Below are 11,767 nucleotides of genomic sequence, written 5' to 3' on the forward strand. Positions count from 1 at the left end.
GGGTGTTCATGGATGGATTTGAACAAATCGCAACCGCACGTCCCCGAACGGGTGCCTTTCGGGTGCTCACTCCCGAGCTCCTGGCTGAGACTTATTTGACACCCAAGCCCGTAGAATTTGATTGGGTAGAAAATTTGCAGGACGAAGCATTCCCTTGGAATGCGAGTATGCAAGTGGCGCCGGTAGAAACCGGTCAGGCTGTCGCGGATGCGCTTCGTACATTGGCCCAGGCGACAAGCACGCTCTCCCCTGAAGAAATTGACCTTTCAAAACTCGACCAAAGCACACGCATCTTCAAACACGTCGAGGCTCTTCGCGAACTTTGGCGGCGAGCACCTGCCGCCCTGCCCCGCGATTTTCAGATTTTCGCACATATCCTGAATTGCTCGGCCCAGGATGCCTTGGAGGCACTCCCGCTCACCAGCGAGACCGCCTGCGCCCACGCGTCACCGATCGCAAGGCAGGTTCATCAAAAAATCCTCGATCATCACGGCCTCGCAGACACAGCGTGTCGCGAAACTTGGGCAAAGCGTCGCGCCGACCTGGTTCAAGGTGCCTCTGAACCATCCAGCCTTGGTCGGGTTCAGAGGGGTCTTATTGGAGGCCCAGCAACGACCGGAGAACTCGACAGCTCACTCAGCTTCTACGCTGTTCGAGATGTTGCGGAGGAAGCTCAGCTGGCCGCTGGTATAGCCCAGAGACATATCGATGCGGGGGCAGCGGCCAGCGACATAGCGCTCCTTATCCCGGACGAGGCTGAATACTTCGGACATTTAGCCCAAGCGTTTCGGTCGCTTGGCATACCGATATCGGGACTGCCGGAGCTTCCCGAAAAACGCGACATCGCTGGTGAGACGCTCTTGCACCTTTTGGTGTGCCTACAAAGACCGGCGCCCGCGATGGCCCTGGCGAGCCTTTACATTTCCCCGCTGATGCCATGGGCTCCGGACATCGGGCGACAACTCGCCCGAGAGGTCATGGAGGGTCGGTATGAGCCCTATCTGGCCAAGGCACTTTCTGGTCGATCAAAGCAGTTCTACCAGCTTCTGCGCGCGCCTGTCGCCCAAACGCCATCGGGCATATTGGGCGCGCTGGAAAAAATCGGCCCATTGCTCAACAAGGCTGATGAATTCAAGGCCGACATCAGCGCCTTCCGGTCCAAATTGTCGCCTGTTCGCTCTGCCTTGGTTGGAGCGAGATCAATCGATTGGCCGACGCTTTATCGCCTGGCGGCCCCGGCAACGCCGACACCCGAGGCATCGGAGCGCTTTGTTGAAGGTGTGAGCATCTTTACCGAAACCGCCCTTCCTTGGAGATCAGCACGCCATCTGATCGCTATGGGTATGAGCGGCTATCGGTGGCCGCGCGCGGTCACCACCTCACCGCTCTTCCTTGATGGAGAAATAAGACTCCTACAGGCCAAGACCGGTCTTCAAGTCGAGACGCGCGGTGACGTGATGGCCCGGCGCATGGAACGCATTCGGCGCCAACTCCTGAGCGCCCGAGAAAGTCTGAGCGTCATAAGACCTGTTTTATCATCTGATGGTGTTCGCCAGCCGTGCTCACCTGCAGTCGCGCTGATGGCCAGAACGATCTCGAAAAACACAAAGGTCGTCGAGGATGCGAACACTCTGTTTCACGACTTGCGTTCGACACCGCCCGCCCAGTGGCCATGCGAGCACGAGCAGGCCTCACCGAGAACACCCGCCCCGCCTCTGCCCATGGGTGGCGTCATCAAGCTCGAGCGGGATCTCCTGCTTCACCGGGTGACCAAGGACGACCATATGCGTCCACAATCGCCAAGTCGGCTGGAGACCTTGCTCGTTAGTCCGTTGGCCTGGTGTCTTTCCGAGTTCTCTGCGGAACCTATCTTGTGGGCTCCGGACAGTCTCAACATCATGCTTGCCGGTACGCTTGCACATGAGATTCTTGAACACCTCTTTGAGAAGGAAAGCCCTCTTCCCGCACAGAACCAAATCGAAGCCCAAGTGCCAGAGCTCCTCGCGCAGGCCATTCGAAGGCATGCGCCCTTCATGCAGCGCGCAATCTGGTCGGTAGAGCGGCTTGGCCTGGAACGGGACATTCTGAAGGCGGCAATCGCCTGGCGCGACACCATGGATAAGCTTGGCGCGAGCGTCGTGGACAATGAGATACTGCTGCACGGAGAAGGCTTGGGCATTCGTCTGCGCGGTCGCGCGGACTGCTTACTCCAACTTCCTGATGGAAGCCTCTTGATCGTCGATCACAAGAAGAGCGGCACTCGCGCTAGACGAGATCGGCTCGATGCGGGCTGGGACCTTCAGCTCGGACTGTACCGGTCCATGCTGCAAAGTCCGGAAGAGCTGACGCCATCGTTGGAAGAAGCCCTGAAGGGAAATCCCAAAATCGGCGTGGCCTATCATTTGATCAATGATCAGGGTGTTCTACTGGAGGGGCTCAGCCTGCCACCGGGCATTGTCACCATCATTGATGGTCAAATTTCAGCTCAAGCGATGCGCACACTATCCGATCGCCTTTCTGAGGTCCGCACCGGAAAGGTCCGTCTCAACTCGGTCAACGACCGGGACTTTTTCAAGAAGACAGCCAAGTTGACGCCCTATGCGCTAACAGCCTCGCCGCTCATCGAACGGTTTATGCTCGAAGGTGGACCAGCCCATGGCGACGCGAAAGGCGGCGAATGATGGAAGATCTCACCATTGTTCCTGCAGGCGCAGGCTCAGGCAAAACCTACCGGATAAAGACGGACCTGACCAATTGGGTCAGGCAGAAGAAAGTTGCCCCAGACCGGATCCTGGCCGTCACCTTCACCGAGGCAGCGGCAGCGGAATTGCGCGGTCGGATCCGATCAAGCTTGCTGGCGGAAGGGATGATCGAAGAGGCCTTGGCCGTAGAGCAAGCTTACGTGTCGACGATACATGGGCTAGGGCTTCGGATCCTGTCAGAGCACGCTTTCGCAACAGAGGGCTCGCCGCGCCCACGCGCGCTGGCCGAGGCCGAGCGCGATCTGCTGATCCGCCAAGCTATGGCACACGCGCCCGCTCTAAACGAGGTAAAGGCCGATCTACCCCGATTTGGTTATCGCCCCGGTTTTGGGTCCGATACGACCATGGAAGACAGTTTTCGGGCGGGCGTCATGTCCACGCTGGACCTGCTTCGAGGTCTTGGAGACGTGGGAGAAGATCCCAAGCTTATCGAGCCGGCGATTGAACGCATCCGAAACCTCTATGGCCCTGTCACCTCCGACCCGAAAAGGCTGGAGGACGACCTTTGTTCCGCTGCCGCCCATCTATTGGCAGCGTTTCCGGACGACCTCTCGGCCATAGCATCGTCAAAAAGTGCGAAAGATGACTTCCAGAAAAACCACCAGGCCCTGAAGCGGGCCCTGCGACCAAACGTGTTGAGCCGGGATTGGGGCCTTTGGAATTCCCTGAGCCAGCTGCGCCTGTCGAAACGGGGTGCGCCAACCCCTCAGGGATATGACGACCTGGCGGTTCGAGTTGTCGACGCGGCTAGCCAGCTAAGCCGTCACCCTGGCCCGTTGGAAGACACCTGCGCGCACCTGAAGGCACTCGTGCATGGTGCCCAAGAAATCATGACCAAGCACGGAGAGTTAAAGCGCGAGCTCGGCGTGATCGACTATTCCGATATGATTTGCGATGCCGAGCGTCTGCTGCGCACGCAGCCGCACATCCTCGAGGCATTGCTCGCAGAAATCGACTGCGTGATCATCGACGAGTTCCAAGACACCAATCCCGTACAGTTCGCGCTCCTTTGGCGCATCGCGCAATCAGCCAAACGCGTCCTGATCGTGGGCGACACAAAACAATCGATTATGGGGTTTCAGGGCGCCGATCCTCGGCTGAGCGAGGCGCTTCAACAACAACACCCCGAAGCGACGGACCCTCTCACCGGCAATTGGCGCTCAGATCCACGAATGATGGATTTGATCAACGCGATTTCAAAGAAGCTCTTTAAGGACAGCTATGTCCCGCTGGACGCGCAACGACCGTCAACCGGCCAGACCTTTGCGGAGGTTTGGCGCATCCCCGAAGGCAGACGATCAAGAAAATCCCGTCCGGAAGACCATGTTGCAGCTCACATAGCCGATCTGCTCGCACAGCGAGGATTGGTCGCCGAACGCGGCAGCGATCCCAAATCGCCCGCTTATAGGGCGGTGGAGCCACGCGACCTGGCGGTCCTCTGTCCAACACACGCCATGGCTGGACGATATGCGGACGCCCTACGTAAAGAGGGCATACCCGTGCGCATCAACGAACCTGGCTGGCTGGACAGCCCTGTGGTCATGGCGACCTGCAACGCGCTTGGGTTCGCTGCAGATCCTTCGGATCACCATGCCGCGCTTGTCTATCTCACACTCGGGCCCGCAGCGATGTCGATTGAACAGGCCCTCGGACACCTCGCCGACAAAGAGCTGGAAGATCACATCGAGCTTTCCGCGCTTAAAACGCTCTCCAAGTCGTCTGACACTCTGCCGCTGGAGACGCTCTTCTCACGCGTCCTTGAAGCAGGCGACATTCTCGAATGGGTGGCGGGGCAGTCAGATGCGGATCAAGCCCACGCCGACCTCATGCGCCTCCAGGCGGAGGCCGCCGCCTTCACCGCCGCACATCGCGATTTCAAATCCGCGGCCGGGTTCCACGGATCGACAGTTCAGGTCTTTCTTGGCTGGCTGGAGGCGCGCCGGGCCGAGCGCGATTTCAATCGTCACCCTGACCCCGGTCAATCGAATAGCCAAGGCGTAGAAGTCGTTACTTGGCACGCCTGCAAGGGCCGTGAGTGGCCTATCACCATCGTCGCCGGACTCGACCATGGTATCGGCGAACGCCCGGGCACCTTGAGAGCAGAATTCTCCGATTTCACCGAGTTGAGCACCGTGCTCGACCGTGCCCGCCTTATCTGGACCCCCAGCCTGCCGGTAAAGGAAAAACAGGATCGCTTCGTGGATGATCGCCAGGCAGACGCGGAAGGGGATGCCCGGCGTCTTCTCTATGTAGCGCTTACAAGAGCGCGAGACCGCCTCATCCTAGAATGGCCGGACTTCACTTTCAAGAAGGTCGGACAAAGTGAGGTCTTCGGCAATTACGCCGAGGTGCTGGCGCTGGAATGCGGCTTGGAGATCGAGCCGAACGGCATAAAAGTCGGGGGCCATCAATTCAGCCTTCCAACGCGCATTTGCGATACAGAGGCCCCCGAGCAATCTGGTCGGTGCGAGGCAGTTACGCCTCCAGCGCATCTGAGGTTTGGAAAGAAGCGGCCCGCCTTTGAGACAACGCACACACCTTGGCGCGTCAGACCGTCATCGATAGCAGTCAAACAACCAACCGCTATCGATACAAGGCGAACACACCTCAAAGGGCCACCGATCGAACTTTTCATTCCTGGGTCAGCCACCGAACGTGGCAACATCCTTCACAAGGCAATGCAGGTGCTGATGATGCGTCCAGACCTCAGCCGTCGCCTTCTGGATGCGCTCTCGATAGATCAAAAAGCCCTTGAGGCGCTTAGTAAGCGAGCATCGGAGTTGCGGAACTGGCTGACCTCGGAAGGCTTTACACAAATCCGGTGTGAGGTGCCGATCCAGACATGCGCCCCTTCCGGAGCGCAATGTAATGGTGTCATAGACCTTCTCGCCGAAGGCGCCGGGAAAAGGTTGATACTCGACCACAAAAGCGGAAGCGGACTGTTCAGCGAGTATCTGGCACAACTGGATGCCTACAGCGTCATGATGCGCGGCGTGGCGGATGATCTGGAGCCCGTATTGGCGATACACTGGATCGACGAGGGGGTTTTAGAGATCAGCTCCGCAGGCTCATGAGACCTCAAGCTGCCTGTCTGCGTTCGCCACCCGCGGCCGAGAAAAATTGACATGGCGCTGTCGCGGCGCGGCCGCCCCGATCCCCTGCTGCACCACTCAGATCAAGGCAGCCAATATACCAACGAGAGCTTCCAGCGACTGACAGCAAATCATGGCATCACCTGTTCGATGAGCCGGTCAAGCAACTGCTGGACAATGCAGCGATGGAGAGCTTCTTCTCCTCGCTCAAGATAAAGCGCATCCGGGGGCAGGTCTATCGGACACGCGATCGGGTCCGGGCCGATGTGTTCGACTGTATCGAGCGCTTCTTCAATGCCAGACGCCGTCACTCGACGCTGGGATATCTCAGCCCGATGGACGACGAAAGGAAAGCTATGAAAGCTTAAGCGACTGCCCACGGAACCGGCAGCAGCTCATCTCGTCCAATTTTAGCTTGAATTCAGCGCGTTAGTACGACTGCCTTTGACTTGACTTGAGCCGCCATCGGAGGTTGTGTTTGCTGGCCGCAACTTTCCGAGAAACTGAATGAACCGCCACCAAGCACTCAAAGCACGTCAACGAGAAGAGCGCGCCAACTACCCCGAGGATATGGGCCTTCGCGTTCATCGCGCTCTTAGCTGGCTAGGGCGCGCCGAAACCGAGCGGTCGACGGGCGACCACGACGGTGCATTCGTATTTTATTGGATTGCGTTTAATGCCGCGTATGCAGGTGAAATAGGCGATGGGCTAGAGGAAAGCCCCAGTGCGCGCGAGGAATTCCGACAATACTTCGCTTCACTGCTCCTGGCGGACAAAAAGAGCGCGATATACGACGCGATTTGGACGCGTTTTTCCGGGCCAATTCGGATACTCTTGGACAACCCTTACGTCTTCGCCCCCTTCTGGAACTCCAACCGAGCGGGAGACGGCGATGCCTGGAAGGGAGCATTTGCACGAAGCGTCGATGTTGCCCACAGTGCCGTCGAGCAAAAGGACACACAGCGGGTTCTCGAGATCATTTTCGACCGCCTCTATGTCCTCAGGAACCAGGTCATGCACGGTGGTGCGACTTGGAACAGCTCGGTCAATCGCGACCAACTCAGAGATGGTGTTGCAATATTGGGCTGGCTGATCCCGCTATTCATCGAGTTGATGATGGATGCGCCGGAATTGGATTGGAAACGTCCATACTATCCCGTGGTCGAAGCTTAATCAGCGAACGAGATCCAGGGCAGCAAAGGGGGAATAATTGTGGCGAAGACGAAAGGTCAGGGAAATCCGAACTGGACCCGCGATGAGGTAATTCTCGCGCTGGAACTTTACCTTGAGTGTGCAGATCAAATCCCATCCCCTTCGGATCCGAGGGTCGTAAATCTCTCGAAGTGGCTTCAGCGAAATCCTGAGCATGCTGAGGCGGTCACAAATGAGAAGTTTCGAAATCCGGCGGGTGTCGCTTTCAACCTTCAAAATATCCGATCCGTTGCAACAGGTGTCGGATTGAAGAACACCTCGAAGACCGATCAAGCAGTCTGGGAAGAATTTGGCGAGAAACCGGAGAAGGTACGAGAGCTCGCCTCGCAAATACGAGCGGCCATCGAAGCCACTTCAAAACTTAAACCGCGTGATCAAGAAGACGAACTAACCTCCCCAGAAGGCCGTGTCGTGACGCGTGCTCACGTTTCTTATGAGCGCTCTAAGTCTTTGCGCCATGAGGCGCTGAAAGCACGACGTGAGAGCGGTGAGCCCTCATGTGATTGTTGCGGCTACCGTCCTCCAAATCTTCCTGATGCCGATTGGCCCCTCTCCGCATTGGAAGTTCATCATGTGGTGCCAATCGCGAAAACGGGGAAGCGAACAACTAAACTCTCGGACATCGCCCTCCTCTGTGCAAACTGCCACCGGCTTATTCATCGAGTAATCGCTCGCGAAGGTTTTTGGCCAACCGCGCTGGAGTTGCGAGCAAAATTGGGCATCAAGTCGTAACTATGGCCGCAGGACTTCACCTACCGGAATGGACAGAGATCGGACAAGACACAGGCCTTGATCCGCTGGCAATGGTTCGGCCAACAGAGGCGCTCTATCAGCGGCTCGTGCCGGGCATCAGCACGATCACACTCCGGCTTCGCTACTACGCCTTTTTCCCCTGGCTTCTGGAGCAATATGCCCGGACGATTGGCGATACATCGCTCGAGACCTTCCGGGTGTTTCAACGGAGGGCCGAGGCGCTCTACGCCCTAATCGGGATCAGCAATGGTTATGAGAATGGCATCACCGGCGCGAACTGGGCCAGCCGCACTCTTTCGGAAGGAGGCGAGATATTCAATTTCGCCGATGCCGCCGCTCCAGACGCTGAGATCCGATATCTGAAAAACAAGGCCGGTGCCTATGGAGCCATCTATGCGGGCCAAATGGGAGAGATGGGTCTGGTTCGTGCTGCTGAAGGTCATCCGATCGATATCGCGGATGCTCGCGGGCGTGAAATCGCGACAGCTTTCGCAGACAGCGTACAAGAGCAAGAAGCGCTGTTCTTAGAGGTCGTTGAGCGCGGTATTGTCACCGCTCAAGAGCTCGAACAATTGGCCATATTCAAGCCGGGCCGTATTCCCGAAGGAAGCGAAGAGCAACGATTGCTTCGCGCACTCTTGCTAGGCGGTTTTGAAGAAGCTCTGGCTGCCGATGAAGCCCGCAATCTGACCATGCGACAACTGCTGGATCTCGCTGATCAGCTAGGGCGACGCCCGCGCCCGGAGGACGCCAAATGGGCGTGGTATGACACACAAACTAATCCTGGTGTCCTGGAGGCAGAGCCTAGGCCTCTCTCTCTGGCGCTTTGGCGGCTGTATCAAACGAATGACCTGCTGCGCCTGGCCTATGAGGGCATGTTCAAACGAGCCCTTGGTGTTTTGGCCTCGATGCCGCGGCGCGCCCTCACGCTCACCAACCTAATTGAGGAGGTTGTTGCGGAAAGCGAGCTTCCAGAAACCAGCTGGGCTGAGTTTCAATCGGAGACCACTCAGCTTGCCTCGGACTTGGGGGAGCGCGAGTTTGAAGAAGCCATAAGCCGTAGCGGCGGTCATGATGGTGTCATTCAACCCGACACATTGCGCGCAGCTGTGCGTCTGTTGGCGGTGGTTCTTTCGCGTGCAGAGGAGCAGAGCGAACTCGTCGAGCATGAGTTCGGGCCCTACGGATCAACGCACTTTCGTTCCCTAGCGTCCGAGAGGCGCTTTATAGACGACCGAGCGAACGCTCCAGCGGCGGAGGTTCTGGCCGCCGTCCTTAAGGAGCGCGTGATCAAGCGGCATTTATGGGTGGCAGCGCGCAAGCTGCGTACCCAGCGCGCTTATACCTACCTGGCGGACGTAACGGATGGTGAGCTCCGGTTTCGGTCTAGCTTTGCTGCGACCCTCTCCAATCCCCGCCTGGAGCAGTCCCTGACCTTCCTCACTGACGCAGGCTTGCTGGACGCCGATGGGCTGACCCCAGGTGGTCGGGAGGCATTGGCTTTAGCATGAAGTATTATCGAGCCTTTGATCGCAGCGGTTACCACTCCGCATTTTTCACGACCTACGCCTTCTCTGTAGGCGCATTTGAGGACACGGTTCTACCGCGCCTTCGCAATGCGCGATGCCGGAATATTCATGTCTTGGCTGACGAAGCGATCTTGAATGCCGAATTCGCGGAGTTCGGACCACCGCGTTATGCGGGCCGCTTCTATCATCTCTTGAAAATAAATGCCCCGGGCAACGCGGCCTTCCATCCCAAAATCGCGCTTCAACTTGGCGCAAAGTCTGTCAGGCTAATGGTGGGATCTGCCAATCTGACCGGGCCTGGGTTAGCCGGCAATTTGGAGCTCGTCACGGAACTTCGCTGTGATGACGCAGCCGACCCTCTTCTACCAATCGTACGCCAGGCATTTGATTACATTCTTGGCTGGGCGCAGAACGACCCTTGGCTCAACGAAGCCGCCAGCCGCGCTTTGGAAGAAACGCCGCTCCTTCGCGGTGTCGAGCCGGCGAGAACGGCAGACCTACCGGACTCCGAGGGGCTCCTTTCCTTAATCACAGATGCCATTGATGCCCCACCGATTGATCAAATCAGAGCCCTTGTTCAGGACGATGAGATATCTCGGCTCATTGTCTTGTCCCCCTATTGGGACAGAGAGCTTCGGGGCTTGAAGGGCGTTGCCGAAGCGGCCGGAAGTCCTCCGATCGCGGTTATTCTGGACCAGCAGGAGCATGGTTTCCCAAGCGCGGCGTTGGAACCGCTGGAACCCTGCTTCCACACGCTCGACTTCCAGGCCAAGTCGCGCTTCCTCCATGCCAAGCTCATGATTGCAGAAGGCCGCAATGCCGACCACCTTGTGACCGGCAGCATCAATTGTAGCTGGCCGGCGCTTTCTGGTCTGAGCCGACAGTCCGGCAATGCTGAGGCCGGCATATACCGCCGCCTCGCCCCTGGGAGTGCGGTCGACGCCCTCGGACTAAGGTCGAGCCTAGAACAGCAGCTTGATCGCTCTGAGTTAAAGTCACTTTCTCCAATTGAGCCCGGAGATGCGGGGGCAAAAATCTACGCGCCAGACGGTGGAAGATTGATCGCGCGTGGTGGGTTTATCTACTGGAGCCATCGGTCCCAGAAATCGCCACCGCGATTAGTCCGACTTCTGTCGGAGGACGGCGAAGTCCGGGCGGAGACCGACGCGCTTGATGCTGTTGATGATAATCGGTGGCGTCTCCAGCTCAGCGGCAACGTTGATGAGTGCATTACAGCGGAGTTGACCTTGCATGACGGTCGAGAGAGCGCGCCCGTCATCATTGAACATACAGAACGTCTGCGCGGTAACGCATCCGCCAAGGATCGCGGCGGCGTAGGCAAGACCACAACGCGCCTTCGCGACATGGCTGATGAAGGGCTAGATATCCTTGAGGCTCTCGATCTCTTCAACAAAGCCGAGCTTCGAGAGACGCCAACGGACCTCCCGGAAGCAGCCACCCGAGCAAAAGCACAAGAAGACGAGGTGCCCCCCCAGGGTAAGCGGTTGAGTTATTCGGATTTCGTGAGAACGAAGCCAACTCAACCGGGTTCCCATGCACGATTATCGCTAGTCGCCGGTCGTCCTATCGAAGAAGTGCCGCGCGCGCTCAATCGCTTCATCGGCTTGATGGTCCACGATAAAGACGAGGCCGCAGACGAAGAGCTCTTGAACGACGCATTCGACTTGGCGCCGAAAGAATCTGGCATGAGCCAGGATGATGTTCTCGAAGATGATCAAAGTGTATCTGGCGAGGCCGTCGCCGACACGATTGAACCGCCTCCCGAAAAGGACCTTGATCTCCAGAGAGAGCGGGAGCGGCGTCAACGCAACAAGCTCATGGCCGGGCAGTTGGTTTCGGCGGTGGAGGCGTTCGAAGTTCGCCTCAAGGAGCTCAAGGAGGTCGACATGGAACCGGTGGACCTAATTCGACTCAGGGCCCTCATTCAAATCATTTGCGCCTTCGGAACATCGATTGGTGCTGAAGCCAGCGATGCGCGCCCGCTGCCCGTGTGGTCTGAGGAGGCGAATGGCTGGCCGCGACTTATCGGACGCGTTGTCTCAGGCGTGATGCGACTCGGAGCATCACCGTTTGGTCGCCTTCAGCTTGAAAACGAACTCGCGCGCACACCCGACGAGATCATTGAGGCCTGGGGGGCTTGTCTTTGGGGTGTTCATGCGGCGCTGAGCACGTGTGGCCAGGTGTCGGAAGCGAAGGGCCTAGTCCCGATGCTTGCCAAATTGGATGGTCAGCTGCGGCAATGCATCAAGGACGAACTTGGCGAAAGAACACCAGACAGCGACGCGGTGGCGGATTTCGCTGGAAGATTTGGTGAGCGGTTTAGCGAGCGGCTCTCGATCAATACGCGCATTGATGCGCCTGGGTTGGCTATTGGCGTAGCTTGAGGCCCTTAAATAAG

Annotated in this window: 6 protein-coding genes and 1 pseudogene; all 7 read left to right on the forward strand. The window is 57.9% G+C overall.

All coding sequences use genetic code 11. The annotated features are described in order from the left end of the window. Positions 1-8: 8 nt before the first annotated feature. The 7 genes and pseudogenes from JXQ94_RS05065 to JXQ94_RS05095 all read left to right on the forward strand — a co-directional run bounded on the left by JXQ94_RS05065 (position 9) and on the right by JXQ94_RS05095 (position 11,753). Positions 9-2,681 carry a PD-(D/E)XK nuclease family protein gene (locus JXQ94_RS05065; RefSeq protein WP_421922724.1) on the forward strand — a complete coding sequence of 891 codons (2,673 nt, stop codon included), beginning with the start codon at positions 9-11 and terminating at the stop codon, positions 2,679-2,681. Beyond that, a complete protein-coding gene (locus tag JXQ94_RS05070; RefSeq protein ID WP_421922725.1) occupies positions 2,678-5,836 on the forward strand; it encodes a UvrD-helicase domain-containing protein in 3,159 nt (1,052 codons plus the stop codon). The genes JXQ94_RS05065 and JXQ94_RS05070 overlap by 4 nt, the downstream gene beginning before the upstream one ends. A 51-nt stretch (positions 5,837-5,887) precedes the next feature. Continuing rightward, positions 5,888-6,222 (forward strand): annotated as a pseudogene (locus JXQ94_RS05075) (DDE-type integrase/transposase/recombinase); the annotation flags it as partial. Between the two features lie 139 nt (positions 6,223-6,361). Next, complete coding sequence (locus JXQ94_RS05080; RefSeq protein WP_421922726.1) at positions 6,362-7,027, forward strand: hypothetical protein; 666 nt, start codon at positions 6,362-6,364, stop codon at positions 7,025-7,027. 39 nt (positions 7,028-7,066) lie between these two features. After that, a complete protein-coding gene (locus JXQ94_RS05085; protein WP_421922727.1) occupies positions 7,067-7,798 on the forward strand; it encodes an HNH endonuclease in 732 nt (243 codons plus the stop codon). A gap of 2 nt (positions 7,799-7,800) precedes the next feature. Then, entirely contained in the window at positions 7,801-9,330 is a 1,530-nt protein-coding gene (locus JXQ94_RS05090) for a hypothetical protein (RefSeq protein WP_421922728.1), read from the forward strand. Next, on the forward strand, positions 9,327-11,753 hold the full coding sequence (locus tag JXQ94_RS05095) for a hypothetical protein (RefSeq protein WP_421922729.1): 2,427 nt from the start codon (positions 9,327-9,329) through the stop codon (positions 11,751-11,753). The genes JXQ94_RS05090 and JXQ94_RS05095 overlap by 4 nt, the downstream gene beginning before the upstream one ends. Positions 11,754-11,767: the final 14 nt, after the last annotated feature.

The organism is Maricaulis maris (genome assembly GCF_049116555.1).
Classification (GTDB): Bacteria; Pseudomonadota; Alphaproteobacteria; order Caulobacterales; family Maricaulaceae; genus Maricaulis; species Maricaulis maris_C.

Excerpts from the sequence above, each read along its gene's own strand:
- JXQ94_RS05065 (WP_421922724.1), top strand. The coding sequence starts at position 9 with ATGGATGGATTTGAACAAATCGCAACCGCACGTCCCCGAACGGGTGCC.
- JXQ94_RS05070 (WP_421922725.1), top strand. The coding sequence starts at position 2,678 with ATGATGGAAGATCTCACCATTGTTCCTGCAGGCGCAGGCTCAGGCAAA.
- JXQ94_RS05080 (WP_421922726.1), top strand. The coding sequence starts at position 6,362 with ATGAACCGCCACCAAGCACTCAAAGCACGTCAACGAGAAGAGCGCGCC.
- JXQ94_RS05090 (WP_421922728.1), top strand. The coding sequence starts at position 7,801 with ATGGCCGCAGGACTTCACCTACCGGAATGGACAGAGATCGGACAAGAC.
- JXQ94_RS05095 (WP_421922729.1), top strand. The coding sequence starts at position 9,327 with ATGAAGTATTATCGAGCCTTTGATCGCAGCGGTTACCACTCCGCATTT.